This is a genomic window from Microtetraspora glauca (assembly GCF_040656155.1).
GTDB classification, from domain to species: Bacteria; Actinomycetota; Actinomycetes; order Streptosporangiales; family Streptosporangiaceae; genus Microtetraspora; species Microtetraspora glauca.
The window spans coordinates 108,854-132,850 of sequence record NZ_JBFALK010000013.1 but is presented as its reverse complement, the minus strand read 5'-3'; the positions used below and the strand labels follow the sequence as shown (position 1 = coordinate 132,850).

Below are 23,997 nucleotides of genomic sequence, written 5' to 3'. Positions count from 1 at the left end.
CCCGTGGCGGCCGGTGCCACCCACCTTGTTCCACCAACGGTTCGAACAGCGAGGACCAACATGAGCATCGACGCCATCGGCCATCTGGAGAAGCTCGGCTCGGAACTGGAACAGCGGCGCTTCGCCGTACGCGTGCGGGCCCGTGAGGGCCATGCCACGCTGAACGTGACCAACGTCGCGGCCCCCGCGCTGGCGGAGAGCGTGTTCACCGCCCCCGACGAGGAGGGCGACCTCTGGTTCTGGTTCCCCTGGCAGACCCCCATCGGCCCGGTGGCCGACATCACGGCCGCGGCCGACCGCATCGAGCGGGTCCTGGCCGAGGTCGGGCGTCCGCGTCCCCTGGCCGCGGCGTCGGGCGGCCAACCGGTCGGCGAGGTCACGGAGGCGGCCGTCGAGCACGCCTGATCCGATACCAGACGACGAGCAGGTCGATCGCCGCGACAAGGGCGATGAAGGCGGCGATGCCGGCCTCCACGGCCCAGACCGTCAGCCCTGTCGCGGCGGCCGCGTACGCGAAGAAGATCGTGGCCGCGAGCGCGATGGGCAGCGCCACACCGGACAGCACCGCCCGGATGCGGAGCGCGCTGCGCGCCTCCGTCGGTTCGGTCCCTCGCCGGTTTCCCCACATGAGCTCAGCCTCCGGTCGGGGCGGGCCCGAGCGGATCGTGCCCCACGGACATCAGGGAGTGCCGCCAGCGTTCGTCCCTGGCCGCCGTCGCGGGGGCGCCGGCCACCTTCCCTCGCACGAAGTCGACGACGTGGCGCATCACCTCGAGATCCTCGCCCGTCAGATCACCCTTGCGCTTCCCGAGCACGTGCAGGACGCCACGCCCCAGTTCCTGGACGCCCAGGTCGGGATCAGCGGGGAAAGCGCTCTCACCGGACGCGGAGGTGAGCAGCCATGAGCGCAGCTCCGCCGACGTCATGTTGACCACCTCGTGGAACTCCTCCCAGAGGAGATCCACCTCGGGGTCGGAACTCTCGGTCATGTGTCCCCCTTCGACGAGGATCGCCTACCCGCGAGCGCCGCCCCGATGCGGGCGACGGCCCGCGTCCGGAGGAGGCCGGACAAGACGAGACCCCGCCAGGATCGCTCCTGACGGGGTCTCGACGTGTGTGTAACCGGTGCCGGGTCGCCTCTCGGCGAAAGGCACAACGCGGCTCCAGCCGAACGGTAGTCCGCGAAGGCTAAATTAGGTGAGGCCCGGGGACACCTGCACACCGGCCACGTGTCATGTAACCACCGGCCGCCGGGCATTGTTCCCGCCCCGAGAACGTCATTTTCCGAACCGCCCGACGTCCCCTCAGGAGTGCCGTTTCCCGGCCGGAGGGTAGGGCTGACTCATGGCGCACACGATCGACCGCGACACCGTACAGGACCTGCTGGCGAACCACCGAGCCCAGCTCGTCGAGGTGCTGCCCCTGGAGGAATACGAATGGGCGCACCTCCCGGGCGCGGCGCACCTGCCGCTGAAGGGACTCGACGAGGAGTCGGCCACCTGGCTGGACGCATCGCGACCGGTGATCGTCTACTGCCATGACCGGATGTGCGACATGAGCCCGCGCGCCGCCCGCCGCCTCGAACGGATCGGCTTCGACCGGGTCCTCGACTACGCCGAGGGCAAGATGGACTGGATCTCCGCCGGGCTGCCCTTCGAGGGGCACGCCGTCCTGGTCGCGCAGGCCGTCCGCCGCGACCCGGTGATCGCCTACCTCGACGACCGGGCCGACGAGGTCGCCGAACGGATCATCGACGACCCGGCCGGACTCGCCGTGGTGGTCGACCGAGACCGCGTCGTCCAGGGCGTCATCGGCCCCGACGAGCTGAAGGGCGTGCCCCCTGGCGCGACCGCGGAGCACGCCATGCGCTTCGGCGTCACCACCGTACGGCTCAGCGAGGACATGGAACCCCTGGTCAGGCGGATGGACCGGGCCAAGATCCATCAGATGGTCGTGACCCTGCCCGACGGCAGGCTGGTCGGCCTGTTCGTCCTGGACGCCGTGAGATCCCCCGAATCCGAACCCGACCAGGGATAGCCGATGATCAGCTCGCCTGGAGCACCATCCGGGCGATCCGTTCGACGGTGGTGAAGTCGCCCGCCGAGACGCGGTTCTTCATCACGCCGACGCTGGTCCCTGTGGCGGTGTCCGCGAAGGCCGCGGTTCCGCCGCTGCCGCCCATCCCGAACAGGGTGGGCGCGTCGAGCGTCTCGGTCAGCCCGATCGAGAACCCCAGCCCCCAGGTGGCGGGGGCACCGGTGACCTCGTCCATGCCCGTCACCGCCGCCGAGGACAGCTCGCGCAGCCGGTCAGGGGAGACCAGCGTCCCGCCCAGCAGCGCGTCGTACATGCGGGCCACCGCGCGGGCGGTCATCGTCGCGCCCGCCGGGATGTCGGAGCTCAGCACGTCGGCGCGGTTACTGAACGCGGCATCGGGAAGCGCCGCCATCGGAGCCGCCGTGTACCCGTCGACCACCCGGAAGAACGGGATCTCGGCCAGCATCTCGGCGGGGAGCTCCATGGCGGGCCCGGCGTCCTCGATCCTGGCCAACCGGCCGAGCTCGTCCCGCGGCACGCCGAAGAACAGCTCACCGGCCACACCGAGCGGGCCCGCCACGTCCTCGCGGAGCACCTGCGAGATCGTCCTGCCGGTCACCCGGCGTACGACCTCTCCGAGGACGTAGCCGTACGTCTGGGGGTGGTACCCGAACCGGGTGCCCGGCTCCCACCACGGCACGGCGGCGGCGATCGCGGCGCACATCGCGTCCCAGTCGCACAGGTCCTCCGGAGTGGTGCCGACGGGCACTCCCGGCACGCCGGTCGCGTGCGTCAGCGCGTGCCGTACGGTCGCCTTCTCCTTGCCGTGGGCGCCGAACTCCGGCCACACGTCCGCGATGGGCGTGTCGTAGTCGAGGACCCCACGCTCGGCGAGCACGTGGACGACGGTCGCGGTCACCCCCTTCCCCGTCGAGGTGGCGTAGACCGGGGTGCCGGACGTGAAGGCGCGGCCCGTCTCCGGGTCGGCGACGCCCGCCACGGCGTCGACCAGGAGCTGGCCGCGCCGGTAGACGGCGACCTGCACCCCACGCTCGGCTCCTGACTCGACGAGCTCGTCGATGACGGCCTGCACGTCCCGCTGAAGATCGGTCATGGTGGTTTCCTCTCTCGATGACTCCCTCATGAGACGAGGGGAGCGCGAAAAAGGAATCGGTCGCGCCTCAGAGCGAGGCCGGAAGGCCGAACCGTGCGGCCATCTCGCCCCCGTACGTCGTGATCTGGGTCACCAGACCGCCCTCGACCCGCAGGACACCCAGCCAGGAAGGCGAAAAGACGGATTCGCCGGGCTTGCGGAGATACGCGGCGGCGGCGGGCTGCCGGTTCGCCCAGGCAGGGAGAAGCCGCCAGTCGCCCCACGCCTCCGGGCCCACCATCGCGGGTGTCCACGACGCCAGGAACGCCTCCCGTCCCAGGATCCAGATCGGCTCGGGCGGCATCGTCTGCCACACGTCGGCCCGGAGCACCGTCGCTAGCACGGACGGATCGGCCTGCTCGACCGCCTCGATGTAACGCTGCAGGACGGCGCGCTCCTCGCTGGTGGGCTCGGTGGAGGCGCCCCACTCCAGCCGCCGCTCCGGCAGGTGCTCCTTGACCGTCGGCCTGGCCCGCTGCAGCGCGCTCTTCACCGCCGCGACGGTCAGGTCCAGCGACTCGGCGGTCTCCTGCGCCGACCAGCCGAGCACATCGCGCAGGATCAGTACGGCGCGCTGCCGGGGCGGCAGATGCTGGATCGCGACCAGGAAGGCGAGCTCGATCGTCTCGCGGTCGATCACCACGTCGGCCGTGTCCAGCAGCACATCAGGGTACGGCTGGAGCCACGGCACCGCGTCCGAGGCCGGCACGTCGAGCCCGGGATCGGACACGACCGGCGCCGAGCGCGGCTGCGGCTGCCGGGGATGCGCCCTGAGGTGGTCCAGGCAGGTGTTGGTGGCGATCCGGTACAGCCAGGCGCGCAGGCCGGATTCGTCCCGCAGGGTGTCCCGTCCGCGCCAGGCCCGCAGGAACGTCTCCTGCACCAGATCCTCGGCCTCGTCGAAGGAGCCGAGCATCCGATAGCAGTGCACGTGCAGCTCACGCCGATGCTCGTCGATCCGCGTGCCGAACCCGTCCACGGCCATCCCTCGATCCGTTCCCACCCGCACAACGATCCCCCGAGTCAACCAGGTTCGTACGGTTCGCGCGGGATGTGACGGAGATCGGGCGGTGGCCGGCGCCGCGCGGCGGGCCTCCGGCACGATCATCGGGGCCGGCGACTCGCCGGCCCGCCGCGCGGCTGATCAGTCGAGGCAGAACTCGTTGCCCTCGGGGTCGGCCATGATGATGTGACCGGCGCCGAGTGGGGGAGCGGGCTCATAGCGCCGGAGCCGGGTGGCGCCGTGGGAGACGAGCCGCTCGGCCTCCGCCTCCATGGCCGCCATCCGCGCGTCGCCCACGAGGCCGGGGGCGGCCCGCACGTCGAGGTGCACGCGGTTCTTGGCCTGCTTGCCCTCCGGCACCCGCTGGAAGAACAGCCGCGGCCCGGAGCCCTCGGGGTCGACCACCGCCGAGGCGTCGTTGCGGCTCTCGGGCGGCACGCCCATCGCCTCCAGGGCCTGCTCCCACGACTCGAACCCCTCGGGCGGGTCCTGCAGCCGATAGCCGAGGGCCTCGGCCCAGAACGCCGCCAACCCGGCCGGGTCGGCGCAGTCAAAGGTGATCTGCACGTCGCGGGCCATCTCAGCTCGCCTCCCGCCGGGTCTGCTGGTGGGTGTGCGGGTGGAGGTCGCGGAGCACGGGGCTCCAGGTCTGGTCGGTCATGGTGTCCACCCTGCCGCATATAGCGGACAGGATCGTTCCGCGATCTGTGGAACGATGAGCGCGTGACAGTCGAGGCGACGACCGAGCGGGTGCTGCGGTTACTGGCGCTGCTGCAGCACCGGCCGTCCTGGACCGCCGCCGAGCTCGCCGCCGAACTGGGGGTCACCGACCGCTCGGTGCGCCGCGACGTGGAGCGGCTGCGCGCGCTCGGCTACCCCGTGCACGCGACGGCGGGCGTCGGCGGCGGCTACCAGCTCGGCGCGGGCACCCGGCTGCCGCCGCTGCTCCTCGACGACGAGGAGGCGATCGCGACGGCGGTGTCCCTGCGGCTGGCGTCGGGGGGCACGGTCGCCGGGGCGGGCGAGGCGGCATTGCGGGCGCTCGCGAAGCTCGACCAGGTGATGCCGCCCCGGCTGCGCGCCGAGGTGCGGGCGGTGTACGGCGCCACCGAGACCCTGCTCGGCCCCGGAGTCGAGATCGACGCGGAGCTGCTGGTGACACTCGCGCGGGCCTGTCGCGACGCCGTACGGGTGCGGTTCCGGTACGCCGGCCGCGACGGCGGGGAGCGCGAGCGCACGGTCGATCCGGTACGGATGGTCGCCACCGGCCGCCGCTGGTACCTGATGGCCTGGGACGTCGACCGCGACGACTGGCGCACCTTCCGGCTGGACCGGATGCGCGAGGTGGCGGCGACGACCTGGCGCTTCCGGGCGAGGGAGCATCCGGACCCGGTCGCCTACGTGCAGCGGTCCGTGACCGAGGCGCCGTACCGGTATCTCGCCCGGGTGCGGGTGCACGCCCGGCCCGATCGGGTTCGGGAGCTGGTGCCGCCCCAGGTGGGGCGCGTCGAGGATGATCGCGACGGGTGGTGCGTGCTCGTCGTCGGCGGGGAGGACCTGGACCGGATCGCCGTGCACGTGGCCCGGCTGGGCTTCGAGGCTGAGGTGCTGGAGCCTCCGGAGCTGCGGGAGGCCGCCGCCCTGCTCGCCCGCCGCCTCGCGGCGATGGCCGGGACCGGCTGACGGACCCGGTCAGCCCGTGCTCGACACCGTGCCGGCGGGTCGAGCATCCGCTGCGGCGCCACTCCGAACATCACAAAGGCCGTTTCCCAATGATCGGGAAGCGGCCTTCTGAATGATCAACGATGGTGGGGCTACCAGGACTTGAACCTGGGACCTCTTCCTTATCAGGGGCTGCCGGAAGCGGCCCACGCGGCTCGAGTGGGCGGGTCAGCCGAGCTTGAGCAGCAGTTCGGTGAGCTCGGCCGGCATGGTGATCATGCAGTCGTGGCCCGTCTCCAGTTCCCACACCTGTGCCGGGCTGCCGTTGGGCTGTATCTCTGGGACGGGCCGCCGCTTGATGCCCTCCGGTACGCCGGCGACGCAGTGAATGTGCGTCCGCGGAATCGTGCGCACGGCCGGGTTGTCCAGCCGGACCGGTTGCCGGAGGCAGAGCACCGGCTGATCCGACAACATCGTCCGCAACCACGCCACGTCCGCCGGGTCGGTGACCCCGAACAGGCCCAGGGGCGGCGGCAACTCGGGCATCGGCGGGATCCGCCAGCCGACCTCGGACTCCGCGGCGCGGTCGATGAGGGCCTGGGTCACGGGATGCACATCGACCGCGCTCTCGCCGTCCTCCGGGACCATCGCGTCGAGATAGACCAGATGGGCGATCCGATCCGGGATCCGGTTGGCGGCGGACGAGATGACCAGCCCGGCGTAGCTGTGGCCCACCAGGATCACGTCGGTGAGGTCCTCCTCGTTGATCAGCCTGACGATGTCGTCGACGTGCGTGTCCAGCCCTACCTCGGGGCCGAGCAGATGCGCCTTGTCGCCGTAGCCGGTCAGCGACGGCGCGACCACCCGATGCCCGGCCGATGCCAGCAACGGGACCACCCGCTCCCAGCATTGCCCGCTGTGCCAGGCCCCGTGTACGAGCAAAAATGTTGACATGGTGTAGCTCCTTGTTTGCGGAAGGGACCACCAGCCGATTTCGCCAGCGTTCGTCCCGGAAGCGAGGTTTCCGCTCACCCGCTGACAGAGCCAGAGCCCCCGCGATCCTGGGGGTGACAGGACCAGGCACGCACGAAAGTGCGCGAATTACAGTGGGGACATGAGGGACGAATCCAACCTTCTGGGCGATTACGTACGCGCCCGCCGGGAGCTCGTCGCTCCTGAACAGGCCGGCATCCCCTCCGTGGGCGTACGGCGCGTGCCGGGCCTGCGCCGGGAGGAGGTCGCGATGCTCGCCGGCATCAGCGCCGACTACTACCTGCGCCTGGAACAGGGCCGCGACCGCAACCCCTCCGCGCAGGTCCTCGAGTCCCTCGCCCGCGTGCTGCTGCTCGACGATGACGCGACGGCCTACCTGCTACGCCTCGGGGCGGGAAAACCCCGGCGGCGACGGCGACCCCGGAAGGAAACCGTCCCCCCTGGCGTCGCCAAGCTCGTCGTCACGCTCCCGCTCCCCGCGTACGTGGAGGGCCGCTACTTCGATGTCCTCGCCGCCAACGCGCTGGCGACCGCTCTGTCGCCGCGACTCGTGGCGGGGGGCAACCGCCTGCGGGACGTGTTCCTAGACCCCGCCGAGCAGGCCCTCTACCCGGATTGGGAGGACGCCGCGCAGGGCATGGTCGCCGGCTTCCGCGAGTCCGTCGGCACCGACACGGACGACCCCCGATTCATCGAACTCGTCGGCGAACTCTCCCTCGCCAGCCCTCGCTTCAGCAGGCTCTGGGCCCGCCACGACGTGAACACGTGTGAAGGCACACCCAAGCACATCGACCACCCCCAGGTCGGTGGCCTCTGGCTGAACCGGGAGAGATTGGGCGTCAGCGGCGCGACAGGTCAGACGCTCGTCGTCCTCCACCCGGACCCCGGCACCGACAGTGCCGACAAGCTGGCGCTCCTCGCGTATGTCGGCCGGCCCCGCCTGCCCCGCACCGGCGGGATGCCGTCGAGCAGCGGCATGGGCTGAGTGACATCGCCGCGGTTGCCGCCGGCGAGACCGACCGTCGATGCGAATTGATCTCTGTCACCTGGTCGGGGCCGACCCGCTGACGAATGGCCAACAAACGATCAAAAGCCAGATCCCTGATCGTGGGACCTGGCCTCTGAGCTGATGCTTCGTGGTGGGGCTACCAGGACTTGAACCTGGGACCTCTTCCTCATCAGGCAACGACGACAGGCGGCCGAACTGGCCTTCCTGACTTTTCACCTGCGGTGACTGTCCATCGCCGTCCATACGTGTCCAAGGTTGTCCGTCACCGTTGTCACGCAGTCCGTCACGCACCAGACCTTTGTTCAGCTGGCTGCGGCCTCGCTGTGCATGTCAGATCATCGAGATCTGCTCCGTCATGGCGGGTGACCTTCGGTGACTGCCTGCCTTGTACGTTGAGCTGGGCTTTTAGCGTTCGCTGGTTCTCTTCGTTTCGCGCTGCTTTTCGCGCTTATGTGCCCTGACTGTGCCCTGCCCTCGCTTCTTGTCAGTCAACGGCGATGGGTGTAGGAGCTGGTCTTATAGCGTCTCCACCTGCCGGGATCGTCTCCTTTCGTCCACAAGCGTCCATGGTTGTCCATCAATGTGCCGAGCGCATCCAACCGTCAGTCGCCGCACGCTGTCTAAACAGCCGGTTCGGGCGTGTGTGAGGTGTCGCTTTAAGTCGGTACAAGACGGACACAAGGGGTCATGATGATGATGGCGGCATGAACCTCTCAAAGAGCCTGTTCCGGGTCCTCGTCGGGGCGGCCCTCCTGGGGCCGATCGTCGTCCCCGCCACCGCTGCCGCCGCCTCCGCCGAGACCGCCCCCTCGGTCCAGATCGTCCTTAACACGGTCACCTCCTGGCAGCCGTCGGAGAGCGGAGGTGACGACTTGTACGTGCGGATGGTCGGCCCCACTGCGTTCCCGATAATGCCCCGGGACGTCATTGTCTTCCCCAAGCAAGGGTCCCCAGGCGCGGACGGCTGGTTTACGATGACGGCCAAGGCCAAGGACTGCTTCAGCACCGAGGGGGCTCCATGCCCGTCGGGCACTAACGCTATCGGGAATACAGCCGCAAGCCAGCTGAATACAAAGCCGGTGTTCTTGGCCATCGGCGGCTGGGCCTACATCGAAATCTGGGACTACGACATCTTCAGCGATCACGAACGCCTCGTCCGGGTGCCCATCAAGCTCGACCCCTTGACCAGCCCCGTGCAGACAAGGATACGCCTGGCCCAGGGCGCTGACTACGAGGTCGACTTCACACTGTTCCCCAGTTGGAAAGTGCCGTTTTGACCATATTCACCGCCACTGTCAGAGCGTGTTTGAGAAGGGTCGATAGCGGTCTGCGCATCTCGCCGCCGTGACCACCGTCAGATCGCGATCATGACTGGGTGCCCCGCGAACGTCGCTACCCCTCCGACCTGACCGACGCCCAATGGGCGCTGGTCGAGCCGCTGCTACCCGCGCCGAACACGGGAGGGAGGCCGGACAAGCACCCGCGCCTGGACATCGTGGACGCCATCTTGTATGTGGTGCGGACGGGTTGCGCCTGGCGGCAGTTGCCGGTCGACTTCCCGCCCTGGCAGACCGTGTACTGGTACTTCGTCCGCTGGGAAGAAGCCAAGGTCACCGAGCAGATGCTCACCGTGCTGCGGCGTCGGGTCCGGGCGGCGCAAGGGCGAGCCGAGGAACCAACGGCGGGCATCATCGACTCCCAGAGCGTCAAGGGCGCCGACACCGTCGGCCGCGGGTCCCGCGGCTACGACGCGGGAAAGAAGGTCAACGGCGTAAGCGGTTCATCGTCACCGACACCCTCGGATTGCTGCTGGTCGTCTGCGTGATGGCCGCCTCCGTCCAGGACCGCGATCGAGCCAAGACCACTCTGCTCAGCATGTACCTGGTCACGCCGGTCCGGTACGTGTTCGCCGACGCCGGCTTCGCCGGGATGCTGGTGGACTGGACCCAGCGCGTGCTGCGGACCGTGCCGCATATCGTCCGCAAGGCCCCCGGGCAGATCGGGTTCGCGGTGATCGAGCGGCGGTGGGTCGTCGAACGGTCGCTGGCCTGGCTGACCACCCACCGCCGCCTGGCCCGGGACTATGAGCGCCAGCCAGCCACAGCCGAGGCCATGATCCGATGGGCCGCGATCAGCGGTATGGCACGCCGTCTCGCGCGGGGAAGCGCCGCAACTCGTCAGCAGCGCATCACCCTCGCTCATCCAGCGGAGTAGCTCTCACCAGACCCGCACCATCTGCCGGTACCGGCACGTCCCGGCTTTGTCAGGGCTGCTCCCGCCCTTCCCGGCACCACCCGGATCAGGCTGCCCCCCGGCTCCACCTCCCTGACACGATAGGACAGAGGCGGCGAAGGTCTTCACTCCACAATCACAGCGCCTTGCTACGCCTGCAACCAGGCCAAGGCTGACCAGCTCCCGCAGACCTTCCTCCGTCCGAACGGCCTGGCTCCAGGTCTTCGCCCCCGTCCGCAGTCGCGGCCCGGCTTCCTCGCCCGCGTCCGCTCGGCTGTCGCGGCGGTCGTCGCCCGGCGTCCCCGTCTGATCGCGCGTCACCGCTCGTCGGTGGAGGTGGCCGCTTAACCACTCTGGATCCCGCTCCGCAGCGGGCCGAGTACTTCCATCACCTTCCGGGCGGGCTTCGTCGCCGATACCGCGACCTGGCCCGCCTGGGCGGCTGCGTCCAGCCGATCCGCGTCCGTGGGGAGATGTCCCACGTCGGTGCCGACGGCATCCAACGCAAGGTCTACAGCACCCGCGGTGAGATCGGCGGCGTTCTCCTGGTCGCCTGCGGCAACCGCCGTGCATCGCGTTGTCCTGCCTGCGCTGAGGTGTACCGGGCCGACACCTTCCACCTGATCCGCGCCGGTCTGCTCGGGGGAGACAAGGGAGTCCCGGATTCGGTGCGCGAGCATCCCCGCGCCCTGGTCACGCTGACCGCGCCGTCGTTCGGGCCGGTCCACGCCCACCGCACCGGTAGGACGGGGCGTCTCGTCGGGCACAGCAGTACGGCCGTGACGGAACTCGTTTACCGCAAGCAGATCCGGCCCGTTCTCCAAGGTGGCGCGGTGGTGATGGACCAGATCTTCAAGTAGTCCGTCTTAGGGGCTATCTAGACGATGGACAAGGTCAACTGTGGGACCAACAACCCAGATCTGCTGGAATCCGATGCCGACCGCCCACTCGCCATACTGCTCGCGGAAGGCGTTGACTACCGGTTGCAGTGCGCCTCCCACGCTGTCGGTGGCGTCCAGGACAAGGATCACGCTTCGATCAGCGCGAGTTCTCTTGGCTCCGATAGCGTCTCGGATCTCCTCGACGGCCTCTGCTTGAGTGCGGATCCGCTCCAAAGAGGGCTGGCGTGCCAGCACAGCCCACGCCACTCTCTCTACCGTGGTGACTTGGATCATGAAACTCTGCCCAGCGTCGTTATGGGCAATGCAGTCCACGCCCCGCTCATCCCGAGCACCCGCGCTCAGCACCTCGGGATCGCGCCAGTTCTGTCCGAACTGGTTGAGCCGACGCAGGAGACCTTGAGCCGCGCGCAGTTCCCTATATTCCTTTTGAGAGGCCCTGCCCCCGATACGATCAAGAAGCAGCCCGTTCGTATCGACGTCCGCGCTCGCGGTTCGTCCATCGACGCCGCTGCGGAACACGCGGATGGTTGCGCTGCCATCGATACCTCGACCGTCGATGACCATGGATTCCTCGGCAGTAGCGCTGTCTTCAAGGAACACATGTCGTGTCACGTGCTGGGGCTGAGGCCCGTTTGTCTCGGTGATCTCGCTCCCGGTTGGGGAGCCATCAAGCTCAGGTCGGTCCTTCGGAAGGCCGACCATGTCTCTCCTCACCGCTGCTATTGAGAGCATTAGTCACGCAGTTAGGCACGCAGAGATCAAAAAGGCCGTTCTCCGACGATCGGAAAACGGCCTGTGAACTGTGGTGGGGCTACCAGGACTTGAACCTGGGACCTCTTCCTTATCAGGGAAGCGCTCTAACCGACTGAGCTATAGCCCCTTGCACGCGCCACGAACGTTACCGCATCCGCTGGACGGAGGCGAATTCCGTTGCTCGAACGAGGAAAAGCTTACCGTGTTTCGAAGGCTGCTCGCGCCTCCGGTCAGTACGGCCACCGCCGGGGCGGCGGCCGTACCGCGGGCTATTCGGCCTCGCTGAAGGTGACCTCGATGCCACCGACCAGCGAAGACGACAGGTTGTAGATGACGGCGCCCAGGGTGGACAGCGCGGTGATGAGGACGACGTTGACCGCACCGAGCAGGGCCGTGTAGCCGAGGATGCGGACGGGGTCGAACCAGGCGTCGATGCTCTGGGCGAGATCACTCGTCGCCTTGCCGCCGTCTCCGGACGTCAACTGGGTGACGGCGTCGGTGATGGTGTCGAAGACGCCGAGCGCCGAGAGCACGCCGTACAGCACGGCCACGGCGACGAACAGCACCACGAAGCAGACCAGCGACAGGACGAAGCTGAACTTCATCGCCGACCACGGCTCCACCCGGCGCAGCACCAGGTGGGCCTTGCGCGGGGCGCGGATGCCGGGCTTGTCCGGAGCCGGGTCGGTCCGCACGACCGGCTCGGAGCCGCCGGCCGCGGTGGCCGCACCGGCTCCCGGCTTCGGCGGGGCGCCCATGGAAGGCCGGGGGTAGGCGGCGGTCGGCCCGGGGCCGGCCACCTGCCTACCTGAGGAGGAGTTACCGGGGCCGTTGGCGCCGGGGCCGCCCGGTCCCGGATTGCCACCGGGACGCTGCGGGCCGCCGGGATTGCCGCCGGGCTTACCGACGGGGTTACCGCCGCCGGGATTGCCGCCGGGACGCGGAGCGCCGTCACCGGACGGCTTCCACGACGCGTCCGGCCCAGCGGGCCGGACGCGGACGGTGTCCCCGGATTTGTTGTCCTTGCCGGGAGGTGTCACATCATCAGCATCGCGCGCCACCCCAGCGACGCTACCGCTTTCGCCGACCCGCTCGGTCACCTGATCCCGCATCGGAGAAGATGCGGGACGGGCGCCTCCCGGCTTCTTCTTGGGCGCGCCGGCCGCGTTCCCGCCGCTGGAGTTGCTCATGCCTCGTCTCCTGCCCCGTTTTCCTCGGTCTCCAACGACTCGGCATTCCGAGCAAGGGCCACGACGCTGTCGCCTTCGGCGAGGTTCATCAGGCGCACACCCATGGTCTGCCGGCCGGACTGCTTGATCTCACCGGCACTGGTCCGGATCACCCCACCGGCAGAGGTGATCGCGAAAACCTCATCCTCAGGACGAACCATGACGGCTCCGACCAGCTTGCCACGAGCGCTGACGATTTTCGCCGTAAGCACGCCCTTGCCGCCACGGCCCTGAACCGGATATTGACTCGCTGGCGTGCGCTTTGCATAGCCGCCCTCGGTCGCGACCAGCACATCGTCGCCGTCGCCGATGACGTTCATCGCGAGGAGTTCGTCACCGTCGAGGAACCGCATGCCGATCACACCGCTGGTGGCGCGGCCCATCGGGCGGAGCGCCTCGTCGGAGGCGGTGAACCGGATCGACTGCGCGCCCTTGGAGACGAGGAGCAGGTCGTCGTCTTCGGAGACGAGCCGGGCCGCGATCACCTCGTCGTCGTCGCGCAGGTTGATCGCGATGAGACCACCGGAGCGCGGCGAGTCGTACTCGGAGAGCCGGGTCTTCTTCACCAGACCGCTGCGCGTGGCCAGCACCAGGTACGGCGCCACGTCGTAGTCACGGAGGTCGAGGATCTCCATGACGTGCTCGTCGGGCTGCATGGCGAGCAGGTTCGCCAGGTGCTGCCCGCGCGCGTCCCGGCCCGAGTCCGGCAGCTCGTACGCCTTGACCCGGTAGACCCGCCCCTTGTTGGTGAAGGCGAGCAGCCAGTGGTGCGTGGTGGTCACGAAGAAGTGCTCGACGATGTCGTCCTGGCGCAACTGCGCGCCCCTGACGCCCTTGCCGCCGCGCTTCTGCGCGCGATAGAGGTCCATGTTGGTGCGCTTCGCGTACCCGCCACGGGTGATCGTGACGACCATGTCCTCTTCGGCGATCAGGTCCTCGATCGACATGTCGCCCTCGTAGGCGATGATCTCGGTCTTCCGCTCGTCGCCGAACTTGGCCGCGATCTCGCCGAGCTCCTCGGAGACGATGCTCCGCTGCCGCTCGGGCGAGGCGAGGATGCTCTGGTAGTCGGCGATCTGCGCCATCAGGCCGTCGTACTCGTCCTGGATCTGCTGCCGTTCGAGAGCGGCCAGCTTGCGCAGCTGCATGTCGAGGATGGCCTGCGCCTGGACCTGGTCGATCTCCAGCAGCGTCATCAGGCCGCCCTGGGCCTCGGCCGCCGACGGGGACCGCCGGATGAGGGCGATGACCTCGTCCATCCGGTCGAGCGCCCGGAGCAGACCACGCAGGATGTGCGCGCGTTCCTCGGCCTTGCGCAGCAGGAACCTGGTCCGCCGGACGACGACCTCGATCTGGTGCTCGACGTAGTACTTGACGAACTGGTCGAGCCGCAGCGTGCGCGGCACCCCGTCCACCAGGGCGATCATGTTCGCCCCGAACGTGGTCTGCAGCTGGGTGTGCTTGTACAGGTTGTTCAGCACGACCTTGGCCACGGCGTCGCGCTTGAGCACGATCACCAGCCGCTGGCCGGTACGCGAGGAGGTCTCGTCGCGGACGTCGGCGATGCCGGTGATCCGGCCGTCCTTGACCAGCTCCGCGATGGTGAGGGCGAGGTTGTCGGGGTTCACCTGGTACGGCAGGGCCGTCACGACCAGGCACTGCCGGCCCTTGGCGTCCTCCTCGACCTCCACGATCGCCCGCATGGTGATCGAGCCGCGGCCGGTGCGGTAGGCGTCGTCGATGCCCCTACGGCCGACGATCAGCGCACCGGTCGGGAAGTCGGGCCCCTTCACCCGGGCGACGAGGGCTTCGAGCAGCTCCTCCTCGCTCGCCTCGGGGTTCTCCAGGCACCACTTCACCCCTGCGGCGACCTCGCGCAGGTTGTGCGGGGGGATGTTCGTCGCCATGCCGACCGCGATGCCGGCGGCACCGTTGACCAGCAGGTTCGGGAACCGCGACGGCAGGACGACCGGCTCCTGGGAACGCCCGTCGTAGTTGGGCTGGAAGTCGACGGTGTCCTTGTCGATGTCCCGGAGCATCTCCATGGCGATCGGCGCGAGGCGGCACTCGGTGTACCGCATCGCGGCGGCCGGGTCGTTGCCCGGCGAGCCGAAGTTGCCCTGGCCGTCGACCAGCGGATAGCGCAGCGACCAGGGCTGCGCCAGCCGCACGACGGTGTCGTAGATCGACGTGTCGCCGTGCGGGTGGTAGGAGCCCATGACGTCACCGACGACGCGGGAGCACTTGAAATATCCGCGGTCGGGCCGGTAGCCGCCGTCGAACATGGCGTACAGGACACGGCGGTGCACCGGCTTCAGTCCGTCACGCACATCGGGCAGGGCACGCGACACGATGACCGACATCGCGTAGTCCATGTAGCTGCGCTGCATCTCGGACTGGATGTCGACCGGTTCGATGCGGTCGGCGGGCGGTCCAGGCGGAGTGTTCACTTCCGTCACGAAAAGTCAGTCCTTACACGTCGAGGAAGCGGACGTCACGGGCGTTGCGGATGATGAAGTTCCTGCGGGCTTCCACGTCCTCGCCCATCAGCACGGTGAACAGCTCGTCCGCCTGTGCGGCGTCGTCGAGCGTCACCTGGAGGAGGATCCGGGAGTGCGGGTTCATGGTGGTGTCCCACAGCTGCGCGGCGTTCATCTCGCCGAGACCCTTGAAGCGCTGGACGCCGTCGTGCATGCGCGGGTCGCGCTTGCCGCGCGCGATGCCGTCCTCGATGATCGCGTCGCGCTCCCGGTCGGAGAACGCGTACGACGCGTCCTCGCCCTTACGGTCCCACTTGATCTTGTAGAGCGGAGGCTGGGAGAGATAGACGTGCCCTGCCTCGATCAGCGGCCGCATGAAGCGGAACAGCAACGTCAGCAGCAGGGTGGTGATGTGCTGGCCGTCGACGTCGGCGTCGGCCATCAGGATGAGCTTGTGATAGCGGAGCTTGGTGATGTCGAACTCGTCGTGCACACCGGTGCCGAGCGCGGTGATCATCGCCTGGACCTCGTTGTTCTTGAGGACCCTGTCGATGCGTGCCTTCTCGACGTTGAGGATCTTGCCGCGGAGGGGCAGGATCGCCTGGAATTTCGGATCCCGTCCGCCCTTGGCGGAGCCGCCGGCCGAGTCACCCTCGACGATGTACAGCTCGCACTTCTCCGGCTCGGACCACTGGCAGTCGGCCAGCTTGCCCGGCAGGCCGCTCCCGCTCTCCAGCAGCGACTTGCGCCGCGTGAGGTCACGAGCCTGGCGCGCGGCGATGCGCGCGCGTGAGGCCTGGAGCGACTTGCCGATGATGTCCTTCGCCTCGCCGGGGTTGCGCTCGAACCAGTCGCGCAGGTGGTCGTTGCATGCCTTCTGCACGAACGACTTGGCCTCGGTGTTGCCGAGCTTGGCCTTGGTCTGACCCTCGAACTGCGGGTCGGCGAGCTTCACCGAGATGATCGCGGTGAGTCCCTCACGGATGTCGTCACCGGTGAGGTTGTCGTCCTTGCCCTCCTTGAGGAACTTCTGCTCGCGCGCGTAACGGTTGACGATGCTCGTCAGCGCCGCGCGAAAGCCTTCCTCGTGGGTGCCGCCCTCGGCAGTGTTGATCATGTTGGCGAAGGTGTAGACCGACTCGGAGTACGAGGCGTTCCACTGCATGGCGATCTCGACCGAGATGCCGTCGCCGTGCTCCTCGAAGTCGATGACGGAGCCGTGGATGGGCTCCTTCTTCTTGTTGAGGTAGCCGACGAAGTCGGTCAGACCGCCCTCGTAGTGGTAGGTCGCGACGACCGGCTCGCCGTCGATGTGGTCCGGCCGCTCGTCCCTGATGATGATCGTCAGGCCCTTGTTGAGGAAGGCCGTCTCCTGGAACCGGCGCGAGAGCGTCTCGAAGTTCCAGGTGGTCGTCTCGAAGATCTCGTCGTCGGCCCAGAACGTGACCGAGGTTCCGGTGCTGTCGGTCGGCTCGCCCTTGTGCAGCGGGGCGGTCGGCTTGGACTGCTCGTATGTCTGGGTCCAGTAGTAGCCGTCCGTGCGGATCTCCACGTCGAGCCGCGTGGACAGCGCGTTCACCACGGACACGCCGACGCCGTGCAGACCGCCGGAGACGGCGTACGACTGGCTGTCGAACTTGCCACCGGCGTGCAGCGTGGTGAGAACGAGCTCGACCGCGGGCCGCTTTTCCACAGGGTGTTCACCGACGGGGATGCCACGGCCGTTGTCGACGACCCTGACCCCGTTGTCCGCGAGGAGCGTCACCTCGATGGTGTCGCAGTACCCCGCCAGGGCCTCGTCGACCGAGTTGTCCACAACTTCGTAGACCAGGTGATGGAGACCGCGCTCGCCCGTCGAGCCGATGTACATGCCGGGGCGCTTGCGGACCGCTTCCAGACCTTCGAGAACGGTGATAGAGCTAGCGTCGTAGGACAAGTGCGAAATCCTCCTGCCGAGGACACGTGGCGAGCGAGACCCCTGCTGGCTGCCCCTGCCGTGCCCGTCACCGTCGTGAGTAAGCCCCGTGCGATCACCCAGAGGAAACCGGCCTCGAACCGGGGTGACGCGCAAGCGGACCGTGTCCTTGAGTCCGCGTCCATTCTACTGCTCTCGGAGCACTTATGTGGCAATGACGGCCGCTGTGATGCCCCCTAGCGCGACGATCATGTTTTCTGGCACCCCCCCTTTGGGAAGGGGGTCAACCGCTCAGGCGCAATTATGGAGCCTAGCCGTAGGTGTCGCCGGGCCCTTGGCCGCCTCGGACGCGCAACCCGCCCTGCCGGGGGCCCGCACCCGGGCCGCGTACCCTGACCCGCTTGACCGTGCCGTCGCCGAGCTCCTCGTTCAGCCGCCTGACCAGCGTAGCCGCGAGCAGGCGCACCTGCGTGGCCCACGCGGTGGAGTCCGCCGCCACGAACACCTCGCCGTCCTCGAAGGACTCGGGCTTCGTGTGCGCGGCCAGATCCGGCCCCACGATCTCGCGCCAGCGCCCGAACACCCCGCCGACCGCGACCGGCTGCTCCCATCCCCGGTCGGCGAGCAGATCCCTGATGGCCTTTCCGAAAAGCTGTGGATCGCCGGCGTCCCGCCGCTGCCCGGAGGACCTGCGCCGCGGCTCGGTCCGCGGCAGCTGCCCCCGCCTGGCCGCGTCCGCCTTCGCCTGGGCCAGCTTCTCCCTGGCGAGAGCGGCCCCCTTGGCCGCCGCGCCCTGGGGAGACTGGCCGCCCACGGGCTCATCGGACACGGGACACGCTCCCTTCCGTGACGTCGAACCGCGCGCCGGCCAGCTCGGCGGGAACGTCGCCCGGCACCGCCGCCGTGATCAGGACCTGCTCGGCCGGGCCGACGATCTCGGCCAGCCGGGTCCGCCGGTGGGTGTCCAGTTCGGCGAAGACGTCGTCGAGGATCAGCACGGGATCGCCGCCGTCCGCGCGGAGCAGGTCGTAGGCGGCCAGCCGCAGCGCCAGCGCGAACGACCACGACTCGCCGTGGCTCGCGTATCCGCGCGCGGGCAGCTCGCCCAGTGCCAGCTGCAGATCGTCGCGGTGCGGCCCGACCAGGGTGACGCCGCGTTCGAGCTCCCCCTGCCGTGCCTCGGCGAGACTCGCGCGCAGTGCCTCTTCCAGAACATCGCGAGATGTTCCACAGCCTGTGGACAACGTCGCGCTCGTCCGGTACTCCAGGTCCGCCGGGGCCGAAGTCGGCGCGAGCGTCGCGTACGCCTTGGCGGCCAGCGGCCGAAGCGCCTCGACCAGGTCCAGGCGGGCGGCCAGCAACTCGGCGCCGTGCCGCACGAGATGGGCGTCCCAGACGTCGAGCGTGCTCAGGACGTCGCCCGCCCCCGCCGAGGCGAACCCCGACTCGTCGTCCTGCCTGCGCGCGCCGCGCCGCCGTCCCGGCTTGGTCGCGGCCGCCGTACGCAAGAGGGTGTTGCGCTGTTTGAGCACGCGGTCGTAGTCGGCGCGGACCCCGGCGAAACGGGGGGCGCGGGCGACCAGCAGATCGTCGAGGAACCGGCGCCGCTCGGAGGGGTCGCCCTTCACCAGGGCGAGATCCTCCGGCGCGAACAGGACGGTGCGCAGCAGGCCGAGGGCGTCACGCGGCCGCGAGACCGGCGAACGGTTCACCCGCGCCCGGTTGGACCGGCCCGGGTTGATCTCCAGCTCGACCAGTGCGCGCCGCTCGTCCCTGGCGACCATCGCGCGGACGATCGCCCGGTCGGCGCCGTGCCGTACCAGCGGGGCGTCGGTGGCGACCCGGTGACTCGACTGCGTCGCGACGTACCCGATGGCCTCGACCAGGTTGGTCTTGCCGTGCCCGTTGGGACCGACGAACGCCGTCACCCCCGGGTCGAGGGCGAGCTCGGCCGACGGATAGGACCGGAAGTCGGTCAGGGACAGGTGGCACACACGCACCCCGAAAGGCTAGTCCCTGCCGGCACCCGTCCGGGGGGCGAAGAACCGCGCCCCCTTCAGGCCCGGACCGCGCCGGTTGTCCACAGGCTGTGGATCAGTGCTGGGTCTCCACGGGCGGGGTCACGTCGGCGCCGGGAGCGTCCGCGCCCTTGCCGGTCTGCCCCTCCTGGGCGGTGACCGCGTGCCCGCCGAACTGGTTGCGCAGCGCCGCGACCATCTTCATCGCGGGGGAGTCGGACTGCCTGGACGCGAACCGGGCGTACAGCGCGGCCGTGATGACCGGCAGCGGAACAGCGTGATCCACCGCGGCCTGGACGGTCCACCGGCCCTCTCCCGAGTCCTGGGCGTACCCCTTGAGGTCCGACAGGCCCGGGTCCTCGTCGAGCGCGCGGACCAGCAGGTCGAGCAGCCAGGAGCGGATGACGGTGCCCTGCCGCCAGCTCTTGAACGACCCGTGGACGTCCGTGACGATGTCGGCCGCCTCAAGCAGCTCCCAGCCCTCGGCGAAGGCCTGCATCATGCCGTACTCGATGCCGTTGTGGACCATCTTCGCGAAGTGCCCCGCGCCGACCTCGCCGGCGTGGACGAAGCCGTCCTCCCCCTCGGGCTTGAGCGTCTCGAAGATCGGCATGAGCCGCGCGACGTCGTCGGACGTGCCGCCGACCATCAGGGCGTAGCCGTTCTCCAGCCCCCAGACGCCGCCGCTCACACCGACGTCGACGAAGCCGACCCCCTTGGCCGCGAGGTCGGCGCCGTGCTTCTGGTCGTCCACATAGTGTGAGTTGCCGCCGTCGATCACGATGTCGCCGGGGGAGAGCATCTCGCCCAGCAGCCGGACGGTGCTGTGGGTGGGCTCCCCGGCGGGCACCATGACCCAGACGGCACGGGGGGCGTCCAGCCGGTCGACGAGCTCCTTGAGGCTGCCGACGTCGCTGATCTGCGGATCGCGGTCGTAACCGACCACCTCATGACCGCCACGGCGAAGCCGCTCGGCCATGTTGCCGCCCATCTTGCCGAGTCCGATCATGCCGATCTGCATAGAGCTACCCCCTCAGGGTCGAACATCCACAGGGACGCCGTACCCGGACATACGACCTCCACGCCGGGAGATCGTACGCCCCCGGATCAGCTCGACAGACGGATTGGCATGATCAGGTAGCGGTAGTCCGGGGTGGTGCCTTCGTCCACAGGCTTGCCACCGGTGAGGATGGCGGGCTTCGTCGACGTGGTGAACTGAAGGCGGGCGACGTCGGAGTCGATCGCGCCGAGGCCCTCCAGCAGGAACTGGTGGTTGAACGCGATGTTGATCTCGTCACCGTCGAACTCGACCGGCAGGACCTCGACCGCCTGCGCCTCGTCGCCGCTGCCCGCCTCGAGGACGACCTCGTCACCGCGGAAGGCCAGCCGTACCGGCGTGTTGCGCTCGGCGACCAGGGCGACGCGCTTGACCGCCTCGACGAACGAGGCTGTGGACAAGTCGGCCCTCGCCGAGAACTCGGTGGGCAGCAGCGAGCGGTACTTCGGGAACTCGGGGTCGAGCAGTCGCGTGGTGGTCCGCCTGCCTGCGCTGGAGAACCCGATCATGCCCTCGCCCGTGCCGCCGACCGAGCTGAGCGCGATCTCGACCTCGGCACCGGTGGCGCCCAGCGCCTTGGCGGTGTCCGCGAGCGTACGGCCGGGCACCATCGCGATCGCCTGGAGGTCCGGCTGCTCGGGGTGCCACTTCAACTCGCGTACGGCGAGGCGGTAGCGGTCGGTGGCGGCGAGCGTCACCGTGTCGCCCTCGATCTCCATGCGGACGCCGGTGAGCATCGGGAGCGTGTCGTCCTTGCCCGCGGCCACGGCGACCTGGCCGACGGCTCCGGCGAACACGTCACTGCCGATCCGCCCGGCCGCCGGGGGCATGGCGGGCAGCGAGGGGTAGTCCTCGACAGGCATCGTCAACAGGGTGAACCGCGCGCTGCCGCACGTGACCACCGCTTTGGCTCCCTCGACCACGAAATCCACAGGCTGTGCGGGAAGCGCTCGGGTGATCTCGGCGAGGAGCTTGCCGGAGACGAGAACCACACCGGCCTCACCGGTCTGCGGCTCGAGCGTCACCTCCGCCGAGACTTCGTAGTCGAAGCCCGAGAGCTTCAACTGCTGGTCGTCGGTGACCTCTAGGCGCATGCCCGCCAGCACCGGCACGGACGGCCGCGCCGGAAGGCTGCGTGCCGTCCACGCGACGGCCTCGGCGAGTACGTCGCGGTCGATCCGGAACATCACGTGGATCAGCCTCCTGGGTATCGCTGCTTGTGCATTGTCGCAAGTCTTCACTCTCCCGCACCTTGGGGCCTCGAGAACCCTCTATGGCTCTTGAGTTCTTAGTAGAGAGAGCTAAACGTCATCGTCATAGGGGCGGTGGATACTGTGGAAATCAGACCCCTCTGCAGGTCAGAGCCCATTATTCATCCACTGCCGGGTGTGGAGGACCGGTGGATGAACGGGGCCCGCCTGGGGATGACCGTCCTTTTCCCACAGGACGTCCCCAGGAGAGGGGGTCTCTGTCCACCGGTTATCCACGAGGTTTCCACCGGTTATCCACGGGGTAAATGACCTCCTCAGGTGGACATCTTTCCACTACGCACAGGGCATCCCCAAGGTATCCACGGGTCATCCCCAGGTTGTCCACACACTTGTCCCCAGCATGTGGGCGCGATTTTCCCCCTGACGACGGGGTTATTCGAAGGAGTGGACGGGCGTCAGAGCACGCCGATCCACAGAGATATCCACAGCCTGTGTATCAAGCGTTGCGTGCGCGCTGCTTGATCCGCGTGGTCAGCTCGTTGACCTGGTTGTACATCGACCGGCGCTCGGCCATGAGGGACCTGATCTTGCGTTCGGCGTGCATGACGGTCGTGTGGTCGCGCCCGCCGAACTGCTGGCCGATCTTGGGCAGGGACAGGTCGGTGAGCTCGCGGGCGAGGTACATGGCGATCTGCCGGGCCGTCACGAGGGCGCGCGAGCGCGAGCTGCCGCAGACGTCGTCGAGGGAGACGCCGAAGTACTCGGCGGTCGTCGACATGATGAGCGAGATGGTGATCTCGGGTGTGGAGTCCTCGCTGATCAGGTCCTTGAGGACGATCTCGGTCAGCTTGATGTCCACAGACTGGCGGTTGAGGCTGGCGAACGCGGTCACCCGGATGAGCGCGCCCTCCAGCTCACGGATGTTGGTCGCGATCCGGCTGGCGATGTACTCCAGCACGTCGGGCGGGGCGGCCAGACCTTCCTGGATCGCCTTCTTGCGAAGGATCGCGATCCTCGTCTCCAGTTCGGGCGGCTGGACGTCAGTGATCAGTCCCCACTCGAAGCGGTTGCGCAGCCGGTCTTCCAGGGTGACCAGCTGCTTGGGAGCGCGGTCGCTGGAGATGACGATCTGTTTGCTGGCGTTGTGGAGCGTGTTGAAGGTGTGGAAGAACTCCTCCTGCGTCTGCTCCTTGCCCTCAAGGAACTGGATGTCGTCCACAAGCAGGATGTCGACCGCGCGGTAACGGGCACGGAACCCGTCCGCCTTGTGGTCGCGGATGGAGTTGATGAAGTCGTTGGTGAACTCCTCGGAGCTCACGTATCGGACTCGCGCGCCGTCGTACAGGCTCTGCGCGTAATGGCCGATCGCGTGCAGCAGGTGGGTCTTGCCCAGCCCGGAGTCGCCGTAGATGAACAGCGGGTTGTACGCCTTGGCCGGCGCCTCGGCGACCGCGACCGCGGCGGCGTGGGCGAAACGGTTGCTCGCGCCGATGACGAAGGTCTCGAAGGTGTACTTCGCGTTCAGGCGCGCGGGCTCGCCGGACGTGCGGCTGCCGCGGGTCTCCCACCTGTTCTGCGCGGGCTCGGGAACGGCCTGGTCCATCGGCTCAGGAGGCAGGACGGCGTCGTGCTGCGGGTGCGCCTGTGGATAGTCGCCGGGTGGCGGCGGTGCGGCGGCCGGGCGAACCTGCGGTCCCGGCCCGGCCTGGGGAAAGGACGGCCCTGGGGAGAAGGTGTCGTGCGTGCGCGTGTCCCCCGTGCTCTCGCGGGGATCGACCATCACCGCGATGCGAACGGGACGGCCGAACTCCTGGGAAAGAGCGTGCGCGATGAGGGGGCGAAGTCGTACTTCGATGACTTCCTTGGCGAAATCGTTCGGGGCGGCGAGGAGGATGGTGTCGTTGATAAGCCCGGACGGCTCGGTCATCTGGAGGAACGCCCGCTGTTGTCCTGAAACGCCCTCATCGAGAAGGGTCCCCAGAGCGCGAGCCCACACCTCGTTGAGGTCGTCGGCCTCCATGGTCCGGCACTCCTCCCTTGCGCGGCCCCCGCATATTCGCCGCGATCCGTTTTTCCACGCCGGTCCCGGCCGGGGGCTCCCCGGCGGTACCAGCCCCCGATACGTGATCCACAGAGGATCCACACGTTATGCACAGCCCACGCACAGGTCCCGGGCGCATCCACGTTCGATGGAGGAGGGTCCGGAGGGTTGACAGTAGTGGTGTGCGCGACCTGGGTTCAAGACGTTGTCCACAGCCTACTGGTAGCCATGGGCGCCTCGCGTGGGCGATGTCCGCACCAGGAGAAAAACCCCTTTCACAGGGGAGTGCCATAGGAGTGGGA

General features: G+C 68.6%; 22 protein-coding genes, 1 tRNA gene and 1 pseudogene. 7 read left to right on the top strand and 17 right to left on the bottom strand.

Features of this window, described 5'->3' with window-relative positions; translation table 11 throughout:
* Positions 1 to 60 precede the first annotated feature (60 nt).
* On the top strand, positions 61 to 405 hold the full coding sequence (locus AB0I59_RS23590) for a hypothetical protein (RefSeq protein WP_061256037.1): 345 nt from the start codon (positions 61 to 63) through the stop codon (positions 403 to 405).
* Here the strand turns inward: AB0I59_RS23590 and AB0I59_RS23585 are convergent.
* Together AB0I59_RS23585 and AB0I59_RS23580 are read right to left on the bottom strand one after the other, a co-directional pair.
* Positions 377 to 628, bottom strand: a complete 252-nt coding sequence (locus AB0I59_RS23585; protein ID WP_061256039.1) for a DUF6343 family protein — start codon at positions 626 to 628, stop codon at positions 377 to 379. The genes AB0I59_RS23590 and AB0I59_RS23585 overlap by 29 nt on opposite strands.
* Before the next feature lie 4 nt (positions 629 to 632).
* A complete protein-coding gene (locus tag AB0I59_RS23580; RefSeq protein WP_061256041.1) occupies positions 633 to 989 on the bottom strand; it encodes a DUF3140 domain-containing protein in 357 nt (118 codons plus the stop codon).
* A gap of 355 nt (positions 990 to 1,344) precedes the next feature.
* Between AB0I59_RS23580 and AB0I59_RS23575 the strand changes: the two genes are divergently transcribed.
* Complete coding sequence (locus tag AB0I59_RS23575; protein ID WP_061256043.1) at positions 1,345 to 2,037, top strand: rhodanese-like domain-containing protein; 693 nt, start codon at positions 1,345 to 1,347, stop codon at positions 2,035 to 2,037.
* A 7-nt stretch (positions 2,038 to 2,044) separates the two neighbouring features.
* Here AB0I59_RS23575 and AB0I59_RS23570 read toward each other — a convergent pair whose 3' ends face one another.
* The 3 genes from AB0I59_RS23570 to AB0I59_RS23560 form a co-directional block, all read right to left on the bottom strand.
* Positions 2,045 to 3,151 (bottom strand): serine hydrolase domain-containing protein, encoded by a 1,107-nt coding sequence (locus AB0I59_RS23570; protein ID WP_358136020.1) that lies wholly within the window; start codon positions 3,149 to 3,151, stop codon positions 2,045 to 2,047.
* Between the two features lie 67 nt (positions 3,152 to 3,218).
* Positions 3,219 to 4,193 carry an RNA polymerase subunit sigma-70 gene (locus AB0I59_RS23565; protein ID WP_358136018.1) on the bottom strand — a complete coding sequence of 325 codons (975 nt, stop codon included), beginning with the start codon at positions 4,191 to 4,193 and terminating at the stop codon, positions 3,219 to 3,221.
* Between the two features lie 141 nt (positions 4,194 to 4,334).
* Positions 4,335 to 4,772, bottom strand: a complete 438-nt coding sequence (locus tag AB0I59_RS23560) for a VOC family protein (RefSeq protein ID WP_061256050.1) — start codon at positions 4,770 to 4,772, stop codon at positions 4,335 to 4,337.
* A gap of 144 nt (positions 4,773 to 4,916) precedes the next feature.
* Here AB0I59_RS23560 and AB0I59_RS23555 point away from each other — a divergent pair, with 144 nt between their 5' ends.
* Entirely contained in the window at positions 4,917 to 5,876 is a 960-nt protein-coding gene (locus AB0I59_RS23555; protein ID WP_358136015.1) for a helix-turn-helix transcriptional regulator, read from the top strand.
* A 207-nt stretch (positions 5,877 to 6,083) separates the two neighbouring features.
* Here the strand turns inward: AB0I59_RS23555 and AB0I59_RS23550 are convergent, their stop codons facing one another.
* Entirely contained in the window at positions 6,084 to 6,809 is a 726-nt protein-coding gene (locus AB0I59_RS23550; RefSeq protein ID WP_358136012.1) for an alpha/beta fold hydrolase, read from the bottom strand.
* A 160-nt stretch (positions 6,810 to 6,969) separates the two neighbouring features.
* Between AB0I59_RS23550 and AB0I59_RS23545 the strand changes: the two genes are divergently transcribed.
* Positions 6,970 to 7,833, top strand: coding sequence for a helix-turn-helix domain-containing protein (locus AB0I59_RS23545; RefSeq protein WP_435831047.1), 864 nt, complete (start codon positions 6,970 to 6,972; stop codon positions 7,831 to 7,833).
* Here the strand turns inward: AB0I59_RS23545 and AB0I59_RS42130 are convergent.
* Positions 7,776 to 7,928: pseudogene (locus AB0I59_RS42130) on the bottom strand (IS5/IS1182 family transposase); the annotation flags it as partial. The gene AB0I59_RS23545 and the pseudogene AB0I59_RS42130 sit on opposite strands and share 58 nt — an antisense overlap.
* Before the next feature lie 633 nt (positions 7,929 to 8,561).
* Here AB0I59_RS42130 and AB0I59_RS23535 point away from each other — a divergent pair.
* The 3 genes from AB0I59_RS23535 to AB0I59_RS23525 all read left to right on the top strand — a co-directional run bounded on the left by AB0I59_RS23535 (position 8,562) and on the right by AB0I59_RS23525 (position 10,949).
* On the top strand, positions 8,562 to 9,134 hold the full coding sequence (locus AB0I59_RS23535) for a hypothetical protein (RefSeq protein WP_358136009.1): 573 nt from the start codon (positions 8,562 to 8,564) through the stop codon (positions 9,132 to 9,134).
* A gap of 98 nt (positions 9,135 to 9,232) precedes the next feature.
* A protein-coding gene (locus tag AB0I59_RS23530) for an IS5 family transposase (protein ID WP_358136006.1) occupies positions 9,233 to 10,071 on the top strand; the annotation gives its coding sequence in 2 pieces (ribosomal slippage) (positions 9,233 to 9,623 and positions 9,623 to 10,071; 840 coding nt in all).
* Between the two features lie 371 nt (positions 10,072 to 10,442).
* Complete coding sequence (locus AB0I59_RS23525) at positions 10,443 to 10,949, top strand: replication initiator (protein ID WP_358136236.1); 507 nt, start codon at positions 10,443 to 10,445, stop codon at positions 10,947 to 10,949.
* Between the two features lie 6 nt (positions 10,950 to 10,955).
* On the opposite strand, the gene AB0I59_RS23520 is transcribed toward AB0I59_RS23525, so the two are convergent.
* From AB0I59_RS23520 to dnaA, 10 genes are all read right to left on the bottom strand, one after another.
* Entirely contained in the window at positions 10,956 to 11,693 is a 738-nt protein-coding gene (locus tag AB0I59_RS23520; RefSeq protein ID WP_358136003.1) for a hypothetical protein, read from the bottom strand.
* A 101-nt stretch (positions 11,694 to 11,794) separates the two neighbouring features.
* Positions 11,795 to 11,871: transfer RNA gene (locus AB0I59_RS23515), tRNA-Ile, on the bottom strand.
* A gap of 142 nt (positions 11,872 to 12,013) precedes the next feature.
* The gene (locus AB0I59_RS23510; protein ID WP_358136000.1) at positions 12,014 to 12,934 is read right to left on the bottom strand and encodes a DUF3566 domain-containing protein; all 921 of its coding nucleotides are present in this window, start codon (positions 12,932 to 12,934) and stop codon (positions 12,014 to 12,016) included.
* Complete coding sequence (gyrA, locus tag AB0I59_RS23505) at positions 12,931 to 15,432, bottom strand: DNA gyrase subunit A (RefSeq protein ID WP_061256064.1); 2,502 nt, start codon at positions 15,430 to 15,432, stop codon at positions 12,931 to 12,933. Before gyrA ends, AB0I59_RS23510 begins: the two co-directional genes overlap by 4 nt.
* A gap of 13 nt (positions 15,433 to 15,445) precedes the next feature.
* Positions 15,446 to 17,389: a DNA topoisomerase (ATP-hydrolyzing) subunit B gene (gene gyrB / locus AB0I59_RS23500; protein ID WP_082776918.1), complete on the bottom strand. Its 1,944-nt coding sequence runs from the start codon at positions 17,387 to 17,389 to the stop codon at positions 15,446 to 15,448.
* 289 nt (positions 17,390 to 17,678) lie between these two features.
* A complete protein-coding gene (locus AB0I59_RS23495; protein ID WP_061256068.1) occupies positions 17,679 to 18,197 on the bottom strand; it encodes a DciA family protein in 519 nt (172 codons plus the stop codon).
* A complete protein-coding gene (gene recF / locus AB0I59_RS23490; protein WP_061256070.1) occupies positions 18,187 to 19,368 on the bottom strand; it encodes a DNA replication/repair protein RecF in 1,182 nt (393 codons plus the stop codon). Before recF ends, AB0I59_RS23495 begins: the two co-directional genes overlap by 11 nt.
* A 94-nt stretch (positions 19,369 to 19,462) precedes the next feature.
* Positions 19,463 to 20,407 (bottom strand): phosphogluconate dehydrogenase (NAD(+)-dependent, decarboxylating), encoded by a 945-nt coding sequence (gene gnd / locus AB0I59_RS23485; protein ID WP_358135995.1) that lies wholly within the window; start codon positions 20,405 to 20,407, stop codon positions 19,463 to 19,465.
* Positions 20,408 to 20,493: 86 nt separating this feature from the next.
* Positions 20,494 to 21,633 (bottom strand): DNA polymerase III subunit beta, encoded by a 1,140-nt coding sequence (gene dnaN, locus AB0I59_RS23480; RefSeq protein ID WP_061256072.1) that lies wholly within the window; start codon positions 21,631 to 21,633, stop codon positions 20,494 to 20,496.
* A 517-nt stretch (positions 21,634 to 22,150) separates the two neighbouring features.
* Positions 22,151 to 23,674 (bottom strand): chromosomal replication initiator protein DnaA, encoded by a 1,524-nt coding sequence (gene dnaA / locus AB0I59_RS23475; RefSeq protein ID WP_061256073.1) that lies wholly within the window; start codon positions 23,672 to 23,674, stop codon positions 22,151 to 22,153.
* Positions 23,675 to 23,997 lie beyond the last annotated feature (323 nt).

What these genes read in the sequence shown, in the direction of transcription:
- AB0I59_RS23590 (WP_061256037.1), top strand. Translation starts at nt 61, where the DNA reads ATGAGCATCGACGCCATCGGCCATCTGGAGAAGCTCGGCTCGGAACTG.
- AB0I59_RS23585 (WP_061256039.1), bottom strand. Translation starts at nt 628, where the DNA reads ATGTGGGGAAACCGGCGAGGGACCGAACCGACGGAGGCGCGCAGCGCG.
- AB0I59_RS23580 (WP_061256041.1), bottom strand. Translation starts at nt 989, where the DNA reads ATGACCGAGAGTTCCGACCCCGAGGTGGATCTCCTCTGGGAGGAGTTC.
- AB0I59_RS23575 (WP_061256043.1), top strand. Translation starts at nt 1,345, where the DNA reads ATGGCGCACACGATCGACCGCGACACCGTACAGGACCTGCTGGCGAAC.
- AB0I59_RS23570 (WP_358136020.1), bottom strand. Translation starts at nt 3,151, where the DNA reads ATGACCGATCTTCAGCGGGACGTGCAGGCCGTCATCGACGAGCTCGTC.
- AB0I59_RS23560 (WP_061256050.1), bottom strand. Translation starts at nt 4,772, where the DNA reads ATGGCCCGCGACGTGCAGATCACCTTTGACTGCGCCGACCCGGCCGGG.
- AB0I59_RS23550 (WP_358136012.1), bottom strand. Translation starts at nt 6,809, where the DNA reads ATGTCAACATTTTTGCTCGTACACGGGGCCTGGCACAGCGGGCAATGC.
- AB0I59_RS23545 (WP_435831047.1), top strand. Translation starts at nt 6,970, where the DNA reads ATGAGGGACGAATCCAACCTTCTGGGCGATTACGTACGCGCCCGCCGG.
- AB0I59_RS23535 (WP_358136009.1), top strand. Translation starts at nt 8,562, where the DNA reads ATGAACCTCTCAAAGAGCCTGTTCCGGGTCCTCGTCGGGGCGGCCCTC.
- AB0I59_RS23520 (WP_358136003.1), bottom strand. Translation starts at nt 11,693, where the DNA reads ATGGTCGGCCTTCCGAAGGACCGACCTGAGCTTGATGGCTCCCCAACC.
- AB0I59_RS23510 (WP_358136000.1), bottom strand. Translation starts at nt 12,934, where the DNA reads ATGAGCAACTCCAGCGGCGGGAACGCGGCCGGCGCGCCCAAGAAGAAG.
- gnd (WP_358135995.1), bottom strand. Translation starts at nt 20,407, where the DNA reads ATGCAGATCGGCATGATCGGACTCGGCAAGATGGGCGGCAACATGGCC.
- dnaA (WP_061256073.1), bottom strand. Translation starts at nt 23,674, where the DNA reads ATGGAGGCCGACGACCTCAACGAGGTGTGGGCTCGCGCTCTGGGGACC.